The organism is Micromonospora sp. NPDC047812 (genome assembly GCF_040704175.1).
Lineage (GTDB): Bacteria > Actinomycetota > Actinomycetes > Mycobacteriales > Micromonosporaceae > Micromonospora.
Genome location: NZ_JBEYRY010000001.1, coordinates 1,615,384 through 1,632,707, shown reverse-complemented (window position 1 = coordinate 1,632,707; position 17,324 = coordinate 1,615,384). Strand labels below are relative to the sequence as shown.

Here is a 17,324-nt window from a genome sequence, read left to right as displayed (position 1 = left end):
GGCCTGTCAAGCTGAAGAAATACCTCTCACAGGGCCCCTGAGCTGCGCCAACGGTCAGGACAGCGGTGAGACATCGGTGCCTGAGCGTGTTACCCTAGACACAGCGAAAGGGGTTTCGAACCTATGGTTTTCAGTGTCGGCGAGACCGTTGTTTACCCCCACCACGGGGCCGCACTCATCGAGGCAATCGAGACTCGGGTGATCAAGGGCGAGCCTAAGCAGTACCTCGTCCTGAGGGTCGCACAGGGTGACCTGACGGTCCGGGTGCCCGCCGAGAACGCCGAGATCGTGGGTGTGCGCGAGGTGGTCGGCGAAGAGGGCCTCGGCAAGGTCTTCGACGTGCTCCGTGCACCGCACACCGAGGAGCCGACCAACTGGTCGCGGCGTTACAAGGCGAATCTGGAGAAGCTGGCCTCCGGTAACCCGCTGAAGGTCGCCGAGGTCGTGCGCGACCTGTGGCGCCGGGAGCGGGAGCGGGGTCTCTCCGCGGGTGAGAAGCGCATGCTCGCGAAGGCCCGCGACATTCTCGTCGGCGAGGTCGCGCTGGCCGAGAAGAGCACCAAGGACGAGGCGGAGACGCTGCTCGACAAGGTCCTGACCGAGGCCTAGTCCCCGCAGCATCGTCGTACCCGATTCGTAGCGAACAAACCACCGAGGACCGCGACGTGACCGCGCAGCTCAATCCGTGCGGTGACGTCGCGGTCCTCGTGCCTGCGGCCGGTGCCGGCGTACGGCTCGGCCCCGGCCGTCCCAAGGCGCTACGCCTGCTCGGCGGGGAGCCCCTGCTGGTGCACGCGGTCCGCCGGCTCGCCGCCGCGCCGTCGGTGCACACCATCGTCGTGGCCGCCCCGGCCGCCGAGGTGGCGGCGGTGCGCGACCTGCTCGCCCCGGTCGCCCCGGTGACCGTGGTGCCCGGCGGCGCCGAGCGGCAGGCGTCGGTGGCCGCCGCCCTCGCGGCGGTGCCCGCCGGCCCGGAGATCGTCCTCGTGCACGACGCCGCCCGGGCGCTGACCCCGCCCGATCTGGTGGAGTCCGTCGCGGCGGCCGTCCGCGCCGGGCACGACGCGGTGATCCCGGTGCTCCCCGTCGTCGACACGATCAAGGAGGTCGGCGCCGACGAGGTCGTCCTCGGCACCGTCGACCGCTCCGCCCTGCGGGCCGTGCAGACCCCGCAGGGCTTCCGCCGAGCGGTGCTGACGGCCGCGCACGCCGCCGCCGGCGACCCGCTCACCGACGACGCCGGTCTGGTCGAGAAGCAGGGCGTCCCGGTGTCCTGCGTCCCCGGCTCGGAGTACGCGTTGAAGGTCACCCGCCCGTTCGACCTCGCGCTGGCCGAGCACCTGCTCGCCGGCGGCGCCTGACGCGTACCCTCTTCGCATGATCGTTCCCCGGGTGGCCATCGGCACCGACGTGCACGCCTTCGAGGCGGGCCGGCCGTGCTGGGTGGCCGGCCTGCACTGGCCCGACCAGGACGGCCTGGCCGGGCACTCGGACGCCGACGTGGCCGCGCACGCCGCCTGCAACGCGCTGCTCTCGGCGGCCGGCCTCGGGGACCTGGGCGCCAACTTCGGCATCGGCCAGCCCGAGTGGGCCGGCGCGTCGGGCGTCGCACTGCTCACCGAGAGCGCCCGCCGGGTACGGGCCGCCGGCTTCGCGATCGGCAACGTGTCCGTGCAGGTGATCGGCAACCGGCCCAAGATCGGCCCACGCCGCGAGGAGGCCCAGCGGGTGCTCTCCGAGGCGGTCGGCGCGCCGGTGACCGTCTCCGCGGCCACCACCGACGGCCTCGGCTTCCCCGGCCGGGGCGAGGGGCTCACCGGCATCGCGGTGGCCCTGGTGTACGAGGCTCCGGCCGCCTAGGCTCGCCGCGATGTCCAGCGACGCCACCTCCGACCGCTCCGCCGCCGACGGCTACCTCCAACGCGCCCAGCTCCTCGCCGAGTTGGGCCGCTACGACGAGGCCGCCGCCGAGGTCTCCTACGCCGTCGCCCTGGATCCGGCCGACGCCGGGGCGCTGACCATGCTGTCCCGGGTGCACCTCGCGGCCGGCCGGCCGACGGAGGCGCTCACCGCCGCCGACGCCGCCGTCGCCGCCGCCCCGGAGAGCGTTCCGGCGCTGGTCGCCCGCGCGCTCGCACTGACCGACCTGGAGGAGTACGCCGAGGCGGCCCGCACCGCCGACCGGATCCTGGCGCTGGGTCCCGACGACGCGTACGCCCAGAGCAGCGCGGCGGCGATCCTGGCCGGCTCGCGCAACGGGCAGCCGGCGCTGAACGCGGCCTGGCGCGGGGTGGAGCTGGCCCCCGAGAACCCCCAGGCGCACCTCGTGCTCGGGCTGGTGGCGGCGAACATGCAGATGTTCGACCTGGCCGAGCGCGCCTACCGGGAGGCGCTGCGGCTGGACCCGCAGCTCGCCGAGGCCCGGCACGACATCGGGGTGCTGCGGCTGGAGCAGCGGCGCTGGAGCGAGGCGCTGGAACACCTCGCCGAGGCCGCCGCGATGAGCCCCGGCCGGGTCGACTCCGGCCGGACCATCTCGCTCGGCCTGCGCCAGCTCGTGGTCTACGGCGCGGGCTGGACGATGATCACCGCCGTGCTGATCGCCTGCATGGCGCCGGGCAGCGCGGGACTGTCCCGGGTCGCGGCAGCGTTCGCGGCGCTCGGCGGGGCCCTGGTGGTCTGGCGCTTCGCCGCCCGGCTGCCCGGCCTGTCCCGGACCATCCTGCCGAGCCTGCTCCGCTCCGACCGCACGCTGGCGCTGGCCGTCTACGCGGCGGCCGCCGCTCCGGCACTGATCCTGCTCTACGCCCTGGTCGGCACCCCGTGGCCGCTGGCCCTCGCCATCGTCGCCGCGGTCGCCGCCGAACTCGCCGTGCTGTCCCGCACCACGGTCTAGGGCCCGCCGCAGGCCGGCCAGGGACTTCGCACCCGCCCTAGGGGCGGCGGGCCCAGGTCCAGGCGTAGCCGTCGTCCTCGCAGGCGGTCGCGGCGTCGCAGAGGTCCAGCGGCCGGAACGTGTCGACCATGACGGCCAGCTCGTCGAAGAAGTCGGCGCCGATGGAGCGTTCGGCGGCGCCCGGCTGCGGGCCGTGGGTGAACCCGGACGGGTGCAGCGAGATCGAACCCTGCTCGATGCCGGAGCCGCGCCGGGCCTCGTAGTTGCCGCCGGTGTAGAAGAGCATCTCGTCGGAGTCGACGTTGTGGTGGTTGTACGGCACCGGAATCGCGTCCGGGTGGTAGTCGACCTTGCGGGGCACGAACGAGCAGATCACGAAGTTGGGGCCCTGGAAGGTCTGGTGCACCGGCGGCGGCTGGTGGATCCGGCCGGTGATCGGCTCGAAGTCGTGGATGGAGAACGCCCACGGGTACATGTGCCCGTCCCACCCGACCACGTCGAACGGGTGGTGGGCGTAGACGTAGCGGGTCCAGCCGCGCCGGTGCCGGACGAGCACCTCCACGTCCTCGCCGTCGACCAGCAGCGGCGCGTCCGGCCCCCGGACGTCGCGCTCGCAGTAGGGCGAGTGCTCCAGGAACTGGCCGCGCACGGAGAGGTAGCGCTTGGGCGGGCCGATGTGCCCCGCAGCCTCGACGGCGAGCAGCCGGGTCGGCGCGTCGCCGGTGGGCACCAGCCGGTGGATGGTCGAGGTGGGGATGACGACGTAGTCGCCGGGCACCGCGTCGAGCACGCCGAAGGTCGACTCGACCCGCAGGGTGCCCGACTCCACGTACAGGCAGTGGTCGCCGGTGGCGTCCCGGAACAGCGGGGACGGCCGGTCCGCCAGCACGTACGCGATGCGCACGTCGTCGTTGGCGAGCAGGTACTGCCGGCCGAGCACCGGGTCGGCGCCGGCGCCGTCGAGCTTGTGGGTGCGCAGGTGCCGGGGCTTGAGCGGAAGGTTCGGCACCCGGGTGAACGCCGGCGGGGCGAACTCCTCGGCCGCCACGATCGCGGTCGGCGCGTGCCGGTGGTAGAGCAGGGACGAGTCGGAGGAGAAGCCCTCCTGGCCCATCAGCTCCTCGGCGTAGAGGCTGCCGTCGGGCTGGCGGAACTGGGTGTGGCGCTTGCGCGGCACCTCGCCGACGCTGCGGTAGTACGGCATCTCGCCTCCCGGTTCGTCCCGTTCACCGATCCAATGGCGTCCGATAATCGGACGCTGTTGTCCGTTCCTTGTAGCGTCCCGTACATTCTTGTCTCGTGTCAACGCAGGTGCCCGCGCTTCTCGACGGCCTCGTCGACGACGCCGCCGTCTTCCCGCCCGGCAGCGCGCCGCTGCCCGACGCCGTCGCCGCGCACCGGCGGCACCGCAGCTCCTGGTACGCCGACCTGGTCGGCCCGCTCCTGGTTCCCGCCACGAGGCTGCCCGAGCTGGCGGGCCTGCTCGGCGCCGACGAGCGGATCGCGGTCGGTGTGATCGGCGACGTGCCCCTCGGCCGGCTCGACGAGGTGCGGACCACGGCCGACCCGCGCGTCCGCGTACGCCAGGTGGAGGCGGCGGTGGCCCGGCGCGGCGAGGACCCGCTGCCCGGCCTGACCGAGCTGGTGGCGCTGGCCCGCCACGCCGGTGCCGGCCCGGCCTCCCTCGACGCCGTCTACGCCGAGCTGCCCCTCACGTTCGGGCTGATGGGGGCGCTTGACGCACTCGCCGCCGCCCGCGCCGAGGGGGTGCCGATCGCCGCGAAGTTCCGCACCGGCGGGCTGGCCGCCGAACTGTTCCCGACCCCGGCGGAGCTGGCCGCCGTGATCTGCGCCTGCCGGGACCGGGACCTGCCGTTCAAGCTGACCGCCGGGCTGCACCAGGCGGTCCGGCACCTCGACCCCGAGACCGGCTTCACCCACCACGGCTTCGTCAACGTGTTGGCGGCGACGCTGGCGGCCGCCGGGGGCGCCACCGTGGAGCGGGTCGCCGAGCTGCTCACCGCGACCGACCCGCGCCCGCTGGTGCAGTACGCCGAGGCCGGGCTGGGCGGCCCGCGCCCGCTGTGGATCGGCTTCGGCTCGTGCAGCATCCTGGAACCACTGACCGATCTGATCCGGCTGGGGCTGGTGAACGGGGGTTTCGACGCATGACGTGGGTGACTGGTGCCGACGGTTCGCCGTACGGGGTGACCAACCTGCCGTACGGGGTGTTCCGCCGCGCGGAGGGCGCGCCGCGCGTCGGCGTACGCATCGGCGACTTCGTGCTCGACCTGGCCGGCGCGGAGGAGGCCGGCCTGGTGCTGGCGGCCGGGACGCTGGGTCGGCCCACCCTCAACGACTTCATGGCCCTCGGCCGTCCGCAGTGGACGGCCGTCCGGCAGCGGGTGACCGAGCTGCTCACCGACGCCGCCCACCGGGCGGCGGTGGAGCCGCTGCTGGTGCCGCTGGCCGAGGTGCGGATGCAGCTGCCCTTCGAGGTCGCCGACTACGTCGACTTCTACTCCTCCGAGCACCACGCGTCCAACGTGGGCCAGATCTTCCGCCCCGGCCAGCCACCGCTGCTGCCCAACTGGAAGCACCTGCCGATCGGCTACCACGGCCGGGCCGGCACGGTTGTCGTCTCCGGCACCCCCGTGGTGCGGCCGAGCGGGCAGCGGGCCACCCCGCAGGGCCCGGTCACCGGCCCGTCCGTACGCCTCGACATCGAGGCCGAGGTCGGCTTCGTGGTCGGCGTGCCCAGCCCGCTGGGCGGCCGGGTGCCGACCGAGGACTTCGCCGACCACGTCTTCGGCGTCGTGCTGGTCAACGACTGGTCGGCCCGCGACATCCAGGCATGGGAGTACCAGCCCCTCGGCCCGTTCCTGGGCAAGTCCTTCGCCACCTCGGTGGCGGCCTGGGTGACCCCGCTGGACGCGCTGGGCGACGCCTTCGTCCCCGCCCCCGACCAGGACCCGCCGGTCGCCGACTACCTGCGCGACGTGCCGCACGTCGGGCTGGACCTGCGCCTGTCGGTGGAGTGGAACGGCGAGCGGGTCAGCGAGCCGCCGTTCGCCACCATGTACTGGACGCCGGCCCAGCAGCTGGCCCACCTCACGGTCAACGGCGCCTCGCTGCGCACCGGCGACCTCTACGCCTCGGGCACCGTCTCCGGGCCGGAACGGGGACAGGTCGGCTCGTTCCTGGAACTCACCTGGGGCGGGACCGAGCCGGTGAAGTTCGCCGGGGGCGAGACCCGCACGTTCCTGGAGGACGGCGACACGGTGACGATCACCGCCACCGCGCCCGGCCCGGACGGCACCACGATCGCCCTGGGCGAGGTGACCGGGAAGGTCCTCGCCGCCCGCTGACCCACCTTCCGATCACCGACGGTCCCCGGTCGCACAGTTGGTGCGACCGGGGACCGTTGCTTGCGCGTTGATCGTCGCGGATTCCGTCGCCATGCCGCGCCGGGCCGGACCGGACGCCCCTTCCGGTCCCGGCCCGGCCGCCGGTTGGCGTACCGACGACAGGAAGGTGACGACGATGAACGATCTCCCGGGCGCGGTCTGGCGTACCAGCAGCCGCTCCAACGACCAGGGCCTCTGCGTGGAGGTGGCGGACAACCTGGTCGACGCCCTCGGCGTGGTGGGCGTACGCGACTCCAAGGACCAGGCGGGCCCCACGCTGGCGGTCAGCCCGCCGGGGTGGGCGGCCTTCGTCGGCGCGATCCAGGCCGGCCAGTTCGGTCGCTGACGGGTCGACCACTCCGGATCGGGGTTCCCGGCGGTGGAAAATCCGCTCCGGGGGCCCCGATCAGCGCTCACCCGGCGTACCGTCGAGGCCACGGGAGGTGGCATGTCGACGGTGGCGGTCACGGAGTTCGTGGAGGCACACGACGTCGACCTCTGGCGGCTGCTGACCGACCTGACCACCCGCACCCGGCGCTTCACCGGGCCGGTGGAGGTGCTCACCCCCGGCCGGTTCGGCCCGGGCACCGTGTGGCGGGAGACCCGTTCCCAGCCCGACGGCACCGCGCTGGTCGAGGAGTTCGTCGTCATCGAGGCCGAGCCGCCCCGGCGGCTGGTGCTCGGCTCGCGGGGCGCCGGCGTGGACTACCGGATCACCTGGACGCTGCGCCCGGTCGAGCGGCGTCGCCGGGGCTGCACCGCCGTCACGGTCGAGCAGGAGGCGGTGCCGACCGCCCCCTACGGCCGGGTGGTCGCGCTGCTGCTCGGCGGGCTGGCGGCCCGGGCGGTCGAGCGCGCGCTGCGGCAGGACCTCGCCGACCTGGCCGCCGCGGCCGCCGCCAACGCGACCGAGGCGGCCTGAGGCGCACGCGGGGGCGGCCTGGCAGACGTCGGGGCGGCCTGGGGCGAATGCACGGGCAATGCGGCGCGCCGCGTGCGTGGCGCGGCAGGGACCGCCGCCGGCACACCCGTCCGCCGGTGACCTGACAGGGCCCTGACCGGTTCCGCTGGGTAGGGTGCCGGGCGGAGGTGCGGCATGGGGTTCCCGAACGGCCGGCGGCGGATCGCGGTGGCGGTCGCGGCGCTGCTCGGCACCGTCGCCGTCGCGGCGACGGTCTACCGGGTGCTCGCCCCCGCCGAGGTCGTCACGCCCGCCCGGGCCGGGTATCCGCCGGCCGCGTCCCCCGCCCCCGGTGTGATCGGCCGGCTCCCCGTCGCCCCGCTCGTCGTGGACGGCCGGCTGCGGGTCTACGCGGCCCACCGCCAGGTCTACGCCGACCGCCCGGTCGACGGCCGGCACCGGACCACCCCGTACTGGTCGTACCGTCGCTGGCCGGCGGCGCTCGACGGGGTCGTGGCGAGCGGGACGACCGTGGTCACCCGCTGGTCGGACGGGCGCCTGGTGGCGCTTGACGCGCGCAGCGGCCGGGTCGCCTGGCGGGCCGACGGGCCGGCGCCGGCGGGGGAGCGGACGGTCCGGCGCACCGGAGCGACGACGGTCTGGGACCCCCGGGGGATCTTCGTGGCCCGGGCGTCCGACGGCCGGCAGGTGGTGGTGGCGGCCGGGGCGGAGTGGGTGCGTGCCGTTGACCTGGCCGACGGCCGCGAACTGTGGCGGTCCCACGTCACCGTCACGGTGCCACCGGGCGACACGGTCGCCGGGTGCCGGGACGCGCTCGGCATGACCGCGTCGGGACACCTGATCATCGTCGACTCCTGCGCGGGGCCGGCGGTGGTGGAGTTCCGCGACGCCGCGACCGGGGCGGTGGGCCTGCGCTGGCGGCCGCCGGACGCCGGCGACGAGCTGGTGGCGACACCGGTGGGCTGCGCCACCGGCCGGACGGGGTGCACCGGGTTGCGGACGGCGCGGCCGGGCGACGACGCGGGCCGGGGCTGGCTGCTCGGCGCCGGTGAGCCGGTCACCGCCCCGGCCCTGGACCGGCCGGACGCCGAACTCGTCGGCGGGACGGCCGTGGCGGTCGTGGACGGGGTGCCGGTCGGCCGCTCGGCGCGTACGGGCGCGGAGCTGTGGCGCCGTCCCGACCTGCCGCAGGCGCGGCTGCTCGCCGTCCAGCCCGACCGGGTGCACCTGCTGACGGAGACGAACGACCTCGTGACGCTGGACCCGGCGACGGGGGCGCAGCGGTCCTTCTTCGCGCTCAACGTGGGCTCGGACGGGACCGGCTGGGCGCCCGGCGCGGCGTACGCGGCCGGCGGGTTCGTGGCCGTGGAGCGGCTCCGCAAGCCGGTCGACCCGACGGCGGACGACCAGCGGTACTACCTCACCTCGGAGCCGTTGGTCCTCGCGGCGACGTGAGCGGTGAGCCGTCCGGGCCGGGGAACACCGGCGCGGCCTGGCTGCTCGACAAAACGGACATAAGTTATTTATAGTCCCACTGTGCGTCTCCTGGCAGCCCTGTTGGGCGCGATCCTGATCCTCGTCACCGCCTCGCCGGCCGACGCCGCGCCGTCCGGCCGCACGGTCCGGCTCGCCCGGACCGTGGGGGTGGACATCACCGTGCCCGCCACGGCGAACCTCGGTGCCGGCTTCGTCGGCGGGTCCCTGACCGCGCAGCTGGGTGCGGTCGAGGTGCGCGACTCGCGGGGGTCGGTCAACCCCAACACCTGGGTCGCCACCGTCTCCGCGACCGCCTTCGTCGCCGGGGCGGGCGGCCCGCAGCGGACGATCGCCAACGGCCGGGTCTCGTACTGGTCCGGGCAGGCGGTGCGCAGCACGGGCGGTGGCACCCTGGTGCCCGGACAGTCCACCTCGGCGCAGGCGGTGACCCTGGGGACCGTGCGCGAGGCGTTCCGCAAGACCGCCGGCAACGGCAACAACGTGGTGGTCTGGGTGCCGACGATCCGGATCGCCATCCCGGCGGACATCGTGGCGGGCACGTATCGGGGCACCATCGTCCATTCCGTCGTCTAATGGGTGATTTGTACAATATAGGGCGTTATGGCCGAGACCGGGAATCTAGCGTGGGTCGTATGAGAAAGCCACTTCTTGTCCTGACCGCCGCCGCGGCCGCCGTGGTGGCCCTGGCCTCGCCCGCAGGGGCCTCGCCCACCGACGACACCATCGTCACCTTCACGGTGGGAGCCGCGAACCTGGACGTCTTCGCTCCGCCCGGGGTGAACCTCGGCTCCACCTTCGCCGATACCACCATCCAGGGCCAGATCGGCCCGGTGCAGGTCGTCGACCAGCGCGCGGCGCTCAACGCCACCTGGGTCGCCACGGTGAGCGTGACGGAGTTCGTCAGCGGCGCCGGCAGCCCCGAGGAGACCATCACCCCCAACCTGGTCGAGTACTGGTCCGGGCCTGCGACCGCCACCACCGGCACTGGCGTCTTCGTCCCGGGACAGCCGACCGAGGCGGACGCCGTCACCCTCTCCTCGCCCCGGGTGGCCTTCTCGAAAAGCTCCGGCAGCGGCAACAACTCCGCCACCTGGAACCCGACCATCCGCATCAACGTCCCGGCAACGGCGGTGAGCGGCACCTACAGTGCGACGGTGACCCATTCGGTGGCGTGACCCGGCCCGCGTCGTCGCCCTGGCCCTTACCCTTCTCGGCACGCTCGGGGCGCCGGCGCCGGCGCCGGCCGCACCGTACGGTTCGGGGCCGTCCGTCCGCTCCGGACCGATGGCGCAGGCGCCGGACCTGCCCGGCACCGACCAACCGGCCGTCAAGGCGCCCGGCCGGGACGGCCCACGCGAACCGTCGCCCAGCCCGAGTCCGGTCGGGTCGGCGTCCGCTGTCGGGATCAGGCTGCTCGACGCCCCGGTGAACCGCCGGGACGACACCCGGGCGCACAGGTACGTCGTCGACCACCTGCGGCCGGGCACGACCATCGAGCGGCGGATCATGGTCAAGAACCAGTCCGAGGATCGTCGCCCCGTCGCGGTCTACGCCGCCGCTGCCGACGTCACCGGCGAAGGCTTCGTCTTCGCGCCCGGTCGCACCGAGAGCGAGCTGAGCAGCTGGATCACGGTCAACCGCCCGGAACTGGACCTGGAACCGGGCGAGGAGACCGAGGTTCTGGTGACCATTGAGGTGCCACGCGCCGCCGAGGCCGGCGAGCGGTACGCCGTCGTATGGGCCGAGGTCGCCGGTGCCGACGACGGGCAGACCGTGCGCAACGTCGGCCGGGCCGGGATCCGGGTCTACCTCTCCGTCGGGCCGGGCGGCGAGCCGCCCTCCGGCTTCGAGATCGGCCCGCTGACCGGTGGGCGGGAGAAGGACGGCAGCCCCGTGCTCACCGCCGAGGTGCGCAACACCGGCAGGCGGGCGCTAGACCTGGCCGGCGACCTGCGCCTCACCGAGGGGCCCGGCGGGCTCTCGGCCGGGCCGGTGAAGGTGGAGGCGGGCACCCTCGCGCTGGACGGCACGACCACCGTCCGGGTCGCCCTGGACCGCCGCCTGCCGGACGGACCGTGGACGGCGAAGCTCGACCTGGCCAGCGGCTGGACGAAGCGCTCCGCCACCGGCAAGGTCGGCTTCGGGCCGGTCCCGGTGGCGGCCACCAGCGCCGTCGACCGCTCCGGGCAGGTGCTCACGGGCGGGCTGGCCACCTCGGGGCTGGTCCTGGTGCTGTTCGCGGTCCACGCGTACCGACGCCGGGTCCGGCAGCCGGTGGCGGCGGCCTGAGACTGCCGGTCCGGTCCGCGAGGGGATGGCGGACCGGACCGGCACCTGCCTCAGGCCAGCGCGGCCTCCGCCGCCGCCAGGAAGGCGTCGTTCTCGGCCGGGGTGCCGATGGTGACCCGGACCCCGTCGCCGGGGAACGGCCGGACGATCACGCCCCGCGCCTCGCACGCCTTGCCGAAGTCCACGGCCCGGTCGCCCAGCGGCAGCCAGACGAAGTTCGCCTGGCTGTCCGGCACGTCGGCGACGAGCTTGCGCAGCGCCTCCGTCACGCGGTCGCGCTCGGCCACCACGAGGGCGCACCGCCGCCGCACCTCGTCCTCCTGCGCCAGCGCGGCGAGCGCGCCCGCCTGCGCGGCCATGTTGCTGGAGAACGGCGTCACGACCTTGCGCACGGCCGCCGCCACCGTCGGGTGGGCGACCAGGAAGCCGATCCGCAGGCCGGCCAGGCCCCAGGCCTTGGAGAGCGTGCGCAGCACGGCCACGTTCGGCCGGTCGAGGTAGGTGAGGCCGTCCGGCACCTCCGGGTCGGTGACGAACTCGCGGTACGCCTCGTCGATCACGACCAGCACGTCCTCGCCGACCGTGTCCAGGAACCGGTCCAGTTCCGCCCGACGCACCGACGTTCCGGTGGGGTTGTTCGGGTTGCAGACCACGATCAGCCGGGTCCGGTCGGTGACCGCCGCCGCCATCGCCGCCAGGTCGTGCCCGTGCCCGGCGTCGTTGGGCACCCGCACGCTGGTCGCCCCGCTGGTCGCCGCGATTATCGGGTACGCCTCGAAGGAGCGCCACGCGTAGAGGAACTCGTCGCCGGGCAGGCAGGTGGCCCGGACGAGGTGCTCGGCCAGCGCCACCGACCCGCAGCCGGTGGCGATCCGGTCGACGTCCACGCCGTACCGCTCGGACAGCGCCTCGCGCAGCGCGAGCGCGCCCATGTCCGGGTAGCGGTGCACCCCGGCGACGGCCTGGGCGACGGCCTCCACCACGCCGGGCACCGGCCCGTACGGCACCTCGTTGCTGGCCAGCTTGATCGCCTCGGGGAGGCCCAGCTCGCGGGCCAGGTCGGCCGGGCTGCGGCCGGGCACGTAGTTGGGCAGCGCGTCCAGGTCGGGGCGGGTCAGCCGCAGCGCCGGCTGGTGACGTCCAGGGTCGGTCATGGGGTGTCTCCCGAGGGGTCGGTGCGGTCGTCGGGGGTGCGCTCGCCCGTGGTGGTGGGCTCGCGCGTGGTGGTGCGGTCGTCCGGCGTGGTGCGCTCGCCCGTGGTGGTGCGGTTGCCGCGGGGAAGCTGGACCACCACGGTCTGCGCCCGCTTGTCGTGCAGCGCCTGACGCAGCGGGTGGTCGAAGAGCGGGGAGAGCGCGTCGACGAGCTGGAGCAGCAGGCCGAGGCCGCAGCAGTACCAGAGCAGGGTGGGCAGGCCGAGGGTGTTCCACCGGCGCAGCGCCCGGCCGAAGCCGAGCGGTTCGTTCGCGCTCATCGGCACCACCTTGACGCCCACCAGCCGCTTGCCGAACGTCTGCCCGCCCGAGGCCATCGTCGGCACCTCGTACGCGAGCCAGAGCGCGGTGGCGATCAGCAGGATGACGACCTGGAGGCCGCCGGCCTGCTCGCTGGGCTGCGGCAGGTTGTCGGTGGAGCTGTCGCCCGCCATCGCCCGCCGGAACACCTCCCGCCAGTACGGCGTGACCTCCTCGACCAGCCGCCAGACGAACCAGCCGTTGACCACGGCGTTCAGCGCGAAGACGATCGTGAAGTCGATCAGCCGGGCGACCAGCCGGGCGCCGAACCCGGCCAGCGGGAGCCCGTGCGGGCGCGGCTCCGGCGGTCGTCCGGGCCAGCCGCCGGGTGGCCAGCCGGGCGGCGGGCCCTGCGGTTGGCCGTGCCCCTGCGGCGGCTGCCAGGGATAGGGCTGCCCCGGCTGCGGCTGCCCCGGCTGCGGCTGCCCCGGCAGGGGCGGCCCGCCCGTGGGGCCGCCCGGCGCGGGGACCGGGGTGGCGGGCGACGCCGGGGCGGGCGCGGGTGGTGGCTCGGCCGGCGGCGGCCCCTCGGGCGGGGTGGCGTCGACGGGGATCGGCGCGCCGATCCAGCCCTCGCCGTCCCAGTAGCGTCGGGTGTCCGGATCGGCCGGGTCGACGTACCAGCCCGGTTCGACGCTCATGGCCTGGCCTCGCTGCGCTCGCTCACGCAGACACCTTAACGACGACGGTGCCGGCGAACTTGTCGTGGAGGCACTGCTGCCAGGGCTTGTCCCACAACTGCCAGAGCCCGTCGAGGTAGCTGAGCCCGGGCAGGAACATGGCGGCGACGTACTGCACGGCGTACCGCTTGCCGGCCATCCGCCGGTCCAGCGTGGCGGCCGGGTCGAGGGGCACGACCCGCAGCTTCATCACCCGCTTGCCGTACGTCTGCCCGGTGCGCTTCATGTACTCCACGTGGTAGAGCCAGTAGAGCCCGAGCATGACCACCATCAGGCCCAGTTCGAGCAGCAGGATCGGCAGCATGAAGTCGGTCAGGAACGACGCGGGGTCGGGATCGGCGAGGGTGCCGTCCGGGTTGGTCCGGGTCAGGTCGTCCAGCATGTTCCAGAACAGGATCAGGAACGGCGGCAGGAAGAGGACCATCGCCACCGCCGTGCTCAGCGCGACGTCGATCAGCGCGGCGAGCAGCCGGTCTCCGAAGCTGGCGAGCGGCTGGCCACCCGGTCCGACCGCCGGAGCGGGGCGGGGCGGCCCCGCCCACCCCGGGGGCGGTGGGCTCCAGCCCGGGGGCGGGACCTGACCGGGCGGGACGTGCTGCGGCGGCACCGCGTACCCCTGGTTGGCGGGACCGGCGGGCGGCGCGAAGCCGCCGGCGGCGGGCGGGTGCCCACCGGCCGGCGGCGTCGGGTACGTCGGAGGCTGCGTCACGCTCGTCAGTGTTACAGGTTGCCGCGCGCTTCCTGCTCCCGCTCGATGGCCTCGAAGAGCGCCTTGAAGTTGCCCTTGCCGAAGCCGAGCGAGCCGTGCCGCTCGATCAGCTCGAAGAAGACCGTCGGGCGGTCCTGCACCGGCTTGGTGAAGATCTGGAGCAGGTAGCCGTCCTCGTCCCGGTCGACCAGGATCTTGCGGGCCTTCAGCTCCTCGATCGGCACCCGCACGTTCCCGATCCGGGCGCGCAGCTTCGGGTCGTCGTAGTACGAGTCCGGGGTGTCGAGGAACTCGACGCCGGCGGCGCGCATCGCGTCGACGCTGGCCAGGATGTCGTTGGTGGCCACGGCGATGTGCTGGGCGCCCGGGCCCTGGTAGAACTCCAGGTACTCGTCGATCTGCGACTTCTTGCGGGCGATCGCCGGCTCGTTGAGCGGGAACTTCACCTTGCGGGTGCCGTTCGCGACGACCTTGCTCATCAGCGCCGAGTAGTCGGTGGCGATGTCGTCGCCGATGAACTCGGCCATGTTCGAGAAGCCCATGACGCGCTTGTAGAACTCGACCCACTCGTCCATCCGGCCGAGCTCGACGTTGCCGACCACGTGGTCGACGGCCTGGAAGAACCGCTTCGGCTGGAGGCCGGCGTCAATCATCGGCTGCCGGTCCACGATCGGCTTGCGGGCCACGAAGCCGGGCAGGAACGGGCCGGTGTAGCGGGACCGGTCGACGAGGGTGTGCCGGGTGTCGCCGTACGCCGCGATGGCGGCCAGCCGTACGGTGCCGTGCTCGTCGCTGACGTCGTGCGGTTCGAGCAGTCCGGTGGCGCCCTGCGCGGTGGCGTGCGCGTACGCGGCGTCGACGTCCGGCACCTCCAGGGCGATGTCGGAGACACCGTCGCTGTGCCTCGCGACGTGCTCGGCGCCCTCGGCGTCCGGGCGGACCGCGCCAGTCAGCACGAACCGGGCCGAGCCGCTGGTCAGCACGTACTGGGCGTGGTCGCGGTAGCCCTGCTCGGGGCCCCGGTACGCCACGCAGGTCATGCCGAACGCGGTGGAGTAGTAGTGCGCGGCCTGCTTGGCGTTGCCCACCAGGAAGTGCACGTGGTCGAGGCCCTTGACCGGGAACGGGTCGCGGCTGATGTCGTGGTCCACGGCGCCGACGAGCACGTCGACGTCGACGTCGTCGGTCGCCTGGGGTCGGTCGATCGCCTGGGTCATCGCGGTCTCCCTCAAGTTCCGGTCGGCCCCGTGGCCGCCGCCGTTGGTCGTGTGCCGGTTCCTGTGGCGAGGATCGCGGTGGAGTGCCGTACTGGGCAACTGTCGCGCCAACGCCTGGTCAGGTTGCGCATTAAGTAGGGTGATACACCATGAGTGCTGGTCAAGCTGTACAGCTCGATGCTCTCGACGCGCGGTTGATCGAACTGCTCGCCGAGGAGCCGCGCATCGGGGTGCTGGAGTGCTCCCGACGCCTCGGGGTCGCCCGGGGCACCGTGCAGGCCCGGCTGGACAAGCTCGTCGAGCGGCGCGTCATCTCGGGGTTCGGGCCGGAGATCACCCCGGCGGCGATCGGGTTCGGGGTGACCAGCTTCGTCACCCTGGAGATCAGCCAGCGGCACGGGCACGACAAGGTCGCCGCGCATCTGGCCGCGATCCCGGAGGTGCTGGAGGCGCACACCATCACCGGCTCCAGCGACCTGCTCTGCCGGATCGTGGCCCGCTCGAACACCGACCTCCAGCGGGTGATCGACCAGATCGTCTCGTACGAGGGCATCCGCCGTGCCTCGACGATCATCGCCCTGGCCGAGCAGATCCCCTACCGCACCCTCCCTCTGATCCGCTCCGCCGCCCAGCGCTGAGCAGCGGGCCGGAGGCCCTTCCGTACGCCCTCGGGCACGCGAGAAAGGGTGGCGACACGGCGGCGCGGGAGAGCGGCGGCGCTGCGGTCGTCGCTACCGTGTGCGTGTGGCGAAGGCGGGCGGCCTCGGGGGGTGGCGTGGCGGGCTGCTGCTCGCACTCGTCGTGGTCGTCGCGCTCGCCGCCACCGGCGTGTGGAACCCGTTCCCCGGGGTGTGGGAATGGGTCGACCGCAGCGAGCCGATCTCCGAGCCGGACGTGGTCTGGCAGCAGCGCGTCGGCGGCACCCCGCGCAGCGTGACCATCGCCGGCGACACCGTGGTGGTCGAGCAGCGCACCCGCGTGGAGGCGCGCAGCCTGGCCACCGGCGCCCAGCTGTGGGAGCGCAAGGCCGACTGGGCCGCGGTGGCCGGCGGCGACCGGGACCCGGTGGTCGTCGTGGGCAAGCTGCTGGTCAAGGGGTACGAGGTGCTGGACCCGACGACCGGCGCCACGCGGCGGCGCAACGGCGACGCGGTGGCCGTCTGGACGTACCGCAACATGCTGCTCGACGCCCGCTGCGTCGAGGCCACCGACTGCACGGTGAGCGCCTGGGACGCGCGCGGCACCGCCCCGCTCTGGACGGCCTTCGTGCCCGGGGTGCGCAGCGGGCTGCTCGGCGACAACCCGGGGCTGCTCGACACCCGCCGGCTCGACGCCGTCCGGATCGACGACGAGGTGGCCGGCCCGGAACCCGTGCCGCCGCTGCTCGGCTTCCCCATCGACGGCCGGGTGCACGTCCTCGACACCGCCACCGGGCGGGTGCTCCAGGACGTCGAGCCCGGCCGCGACGAGCGGCTGTCGGTGGTCGGTGGCCGGCTGCTGCGGATCACCGCCCGCTCCCAGGACGGCACCTGCTACTTCGCCATCTCCGGCCGCGACCCGGCGACCGGCCAGGAGACGTGGCGGCGGGCCGGGATCAACCTGCGGACCGCCGACAACGCCGGCTGCGTGCAGCGGGAGGACCCGCATGGCGCGCGCAACGTGCTGATCGGAGTGGCCCCGGACGCCCGCGAGGCGGTCCTCGACGGCTACGACGGGCGGATGCTGCTGATCACCTCCGCGGGAGAGAAGCTGCTCGCGGTCGACGACCGGTACGCCCTGGTCCGGTCGGCCGACAAGCGCGCGGTGGTCGGCCGGGAACTGGGCGCCGGGCGCGTCCGGTGGACCCGTCCGACCGGGGAGAAGGCCGGCGCGGCGCTCACCCCGTACGCGGCCGTGATCGCCGACGAGAAGCCGTCCCGGCTGGTGGCGCTGGACCCGCGTACCGGGCGGGAACTGGCGAGCCTGCGTACCTCCGCGAACGCCCTCGCCGTCGGCCCGAGGGGCATGGTCATCGGCGAGGGGCGGGAGATCGGCTACGTCCGCTTCGGCGGGGTGCCGGGCGCCCCCGCCCCGCCGCGCGACGGCGGCGTACCCGGCCCCGGCGGTACGGCGGGCGTCCCCGGGCCGGAGGACAGCTGCGGCCCGAAGCGGGAGCTCTGCCCCGGGTGAGAGCGTCGTCCCAGGACCGACCCG

General features: G+C 74.1%; 19 protein-coding genes. 14 read left to right on the top strand and 5 right to left on the bottom strand.

What is annotated here, in order from left to right; all coding sequences use genetic code 11:
- The first annotated feature begins 123 nt into the window (after positions 1-123).
- From AB0883_RS07580 to AB0883_RS07565, 4 genes are read left to right on the top strand one after another with little or no spacing between them, the layout of a single operon-like run.
- On the top strand, positions 124-609 hold the full coding sequence (locus tag AB0883_RS07580; protein WP_007073334.1) for a CarD family transcriptional regulator: 486 nt from the start codon (positions 124-126) through the stop codon (positions 607-609).
- 56 nt (positions 610-665) lie between these two features.
- Positions 666-1,361: a 2-C-methyl-D-erythritol 4-phosphate cytidylyltransferase gene (ispD, locus tag AB0883_RS07575; protein ID WP_366640176.1), complete on the top strand. Its 696-nt coding sequence runs from the start codon at positions 666-668 to the stop codon at positions 1,359-1,361.
- Positions 1,362-1,377: 16 nt separating this feature from the next.
- On the top strand, positions 1,378-1,860 hold the full coding sequence (gene ispF, locus AB0883_RS07570) for a 2-C-methyl-D-erythritol 2,4-cyclodiphosphate synthase (RefSeq protein ID WP_366640174.1): 483 nt from the start codon (positions 1,378-1,380) through the stop codon (positions 1,858-1,860).
- A gap of 10 nt (positions 1,861-1,870) precedes the next feature.
- Positions 1,871-2,896, top strand: coding sequence for a tetratricopeptide repeat protein (locus AB0883_RS07565; RefSeq protein ID WP_366640172.1), 1,026 nt, complete (start codon positions 1,871-1,873; stop codon positions 2,894-2,896).
- A gap of 37 nt (positions 2,897-2,933) precedes the next feature.
- Here the strand turns inward: AB0883_RS07565 and AB0883_RS07560 are convergent, their stop codons facing one another.
- On the bottom strand, positions 2,934-4,100 hold the full coding sequence (locus AB0883_RS07560) for a homogentisate 1,2-dioxygenase (protein ID WP_121401551.1): 1,167 nt from the start codon (positions 4,098-4,100) through the stop codon (positions 2,934-2,936).
- A gap of 95 nt (positions 4,101-4,195) precedes the next feature.
- Here AB0883_RS07560 and AB0883_RS07555 point away from each other — a divergent pair, with 95 nt between their 5' ends.
- The 8 genes from AB0883_RS07555 (at position 4,196) to AB0883_RS07520 (ending at position 11,011) form a co-directional block, all read left to right on the top strand.
- Positions 4,196-5,068: a hypothetical protein gene (locus tag AB0883_RS07555; protein WP_366640170.1), complete on the top strand. Its 873-nt coding sequence runs from the start codon at positions 4,196-4,198 to the stop codon at positions 5,066-5,068.
- Positions 5,065-6,264 (top strand): fumarylacetoacetase, encoded by a 1,200-nt coding sequence (gene fahA, locus AB0883_RS07550; RefSeq protein WP_366640168.1) that lies wholly within the window; start codon positions 5,065-5,067, stop codon positions 6,262-6,264. Before AB0883_RS07555 ends, fahA begins: the two co-directional genes overlap by 4 nt.
- 175 nt (positions 6,265-6,439) lie before the next feature.
- Positions 6,440-6,649 carry a DUF397 domain-containing protein gene (locus AB0883_RS07545; RefSeq protein ID WP_366640166.1) on the top strand — a complete coding sequence of 70 codons (210 nt, stop codon included), beginning with the start codon at positions 6,440-6,442 and terminating at the stop codon, positions 6,647-6,649.
- Positions 6,650-6,751: 102 nt separating this feature from the next.
- Positions 6,752-7,225: an SRPBCC family protein gene (locus tag AB0883_RS07540; RefSeq protein WP_121401548.1), complete on the top strand. Its 474-nt coding sequence runs from the start codon at positions 6,752-6,754 to the stop codon at positions 7,223-7,225.
- Positions 7,226-7,399: 174 nt separating this feature from the next.
- Positions 7,400-8,680: a PQQ-binding-like beta-propeller repeat protein gene (locus AB0883_RS07535; RefSeq protein ID WP_366640164.1), complete on the top strand. Its 1,281-nt coding sequence runs from the start codon at positions 7,400-7,402 to the stop codon at positions 8,678-8,680.
- 81 nt (positions 8,681-8,761) lie between these two features.
- Positions 8,762-9,295 (top strand): hypothetical protein, encoded by a 534-nt coding sequence (locus AB0883_RS07530; RefSeq protein WP_366640163.1) that lies wholly within the window; start codon positions 8,762-8,764, stop codon positions 9,293-9,295.
- 59 nt (positions 9,296-9,354) lie between these two features.
- Positions 9,355-9,897 (top strand): hypothetical protein, encoded by a 543-nt coding sequence (locus AB0883_RS07525; protein ID WP_366640161.1) that lies wholly within the window; start codon positions 9,355-9,357, stop codon positions 9,895-9,897.
- 109 nt (positions 9,898-10,006) lie between these two features.
- Entirely contained in the window at positions 10,007-11,011 is a 1,005-nt protein-coding gene (locus AB0883_RS07520) for a hypothetical protein (protein ID WP_366640160.1), read from the top strand.
- 50 nt (positions 11,012-11,061) lie between these two features.
- On the opposite strand, the gene hisC is transcribed toward AB0883_RS07520, so the two are convergent.
- Genes hisC through hppD form a run of 4 tightly spaced genes read right to left on the bottom strand, consistent with a single transcriptional unit; the run spans position 11,062 to position 15,131 of the window.
- A complete protein-coding gene (gene hisC, locus AB0883_RS07515) occupies positions 11,062-12,165 on the bottom strand; it encodes a histidinol-phosphate transaminase (protein WP_121401543.1) in 1,104 nt (367 codons plus the stop codon).
- Positions 12,162-13,166: an RDD family protein gene (locus AB0883_RS07510; protein WP_366640158.1), complete on the bottom strand. Its 1,005-nt coding sequence runs from the start codon at positions 13,164-13,166 to the stop codon at positions 12,162-12,164. The genes hisC and AB0883_RS07510 overlap by 4 nt, the downstream gene beginning before the upstream one ends.
- A 22-nt stretch (positions 13,167-13,188) precedes the next feature.
- Positions 13,189-13,914, bottom strand: a complete 726-nt coding sequence (locus tag AB0883_RS07505) for an RDD family protein (RefSeq protein WP_366640156.1) — start codon at positions 13,912-13,914, stop codon at positions 13,189-13,191.
- 11 nt (positions 13,915-13,925) lie between these two features.
- A complete protein-coding gene (gene hppD / locus AB0883_RS07500; RefSeq protein WP_366640155.1) occupies positions 13,926-15,131 on the bottom strand; it encodes a 4-hydroxyphenylpyruvate dioxygenase in 1,206 nt (401 codons plus the stop codon).
- 149 nt (positions 15,132-15,280) lie between these two features.
- On the opposite strand from hppD, the gene AB0883_RS07495 reads away from it, so the two are divergent.
- On the top strand, positions 15,281-15,769 hold the full coding sequence (locus AB0883_RS07495) for an Lrp/AsnC family transcriptional regulator (protein ID WP_366640154.1): 489 nt from the start codon (positions 15,281-15,283) through the stop codon (positions 15,767-15,769).
- Between the two features lie 106 nt (positions 15,770-15,875).
- Positions 15,876-17,300 carry a PQQ-binding-like beta-propeller repeat protein gene (locus AB0883_RS07490; RefSeq protein ID WP_366640153.1) on the top strand — a complete coding sequence of 475 codons (1,425 nt, stop codon included), beginning with the start codon at positions 15,876-15,878 and terminating at the stop codon, positions 17,298-17,300.
- The last annotated feature ends 24 nt before the right edge of the window (positions 17,301-17,324 follow it).